Below are 205 nucleotides of genomic sequence, written 5' to 3' on the forward strand. Positions count from 1 at the left end.
TATTGGTTGTCGACCGTGCCGGGGTGGATTACGTCGCAGTATCCGGGTACGCCGTTTGGTGAGCCGGAGCGCACCGGGACTTTGGTTGAGGTCGCTACCGGGCGGCGGGTGCAGTGGAAGGCGAATGACGAGTTCGAGTGGACTGTCGCATGTGGACCCGACTGGTGTACGGGGTCGGCTGTCGGTGGCTACATCGCGTTTCAGG

The 205-nt window shown here is 62.9% G+C and carries 1 protein-coding gene; it reads left to right on the plus strand.

Translation table 11 applies throughout. From position 1 onward, the window contains the following. Positions 1 to 15 precede the first annotated feature (15 nt). A partial coding sequence (locus tag QMG73_RS46215; RefSeq protein ID WP_281906536.1) for a hypothetical protein occupies positions 16 to 205 on the plus strand: 190 nt, incomplete at its 3' end.

Source organism: Phytohabitans aurantiacus (assembly GCF_027923225.1).
Lineage (GTDB): Bacteria > Actinomycetota > Actinomycetes > Mycobacteriales > Micromonosporaceae > Phytohabitans > Phytohabitans aurantiacus.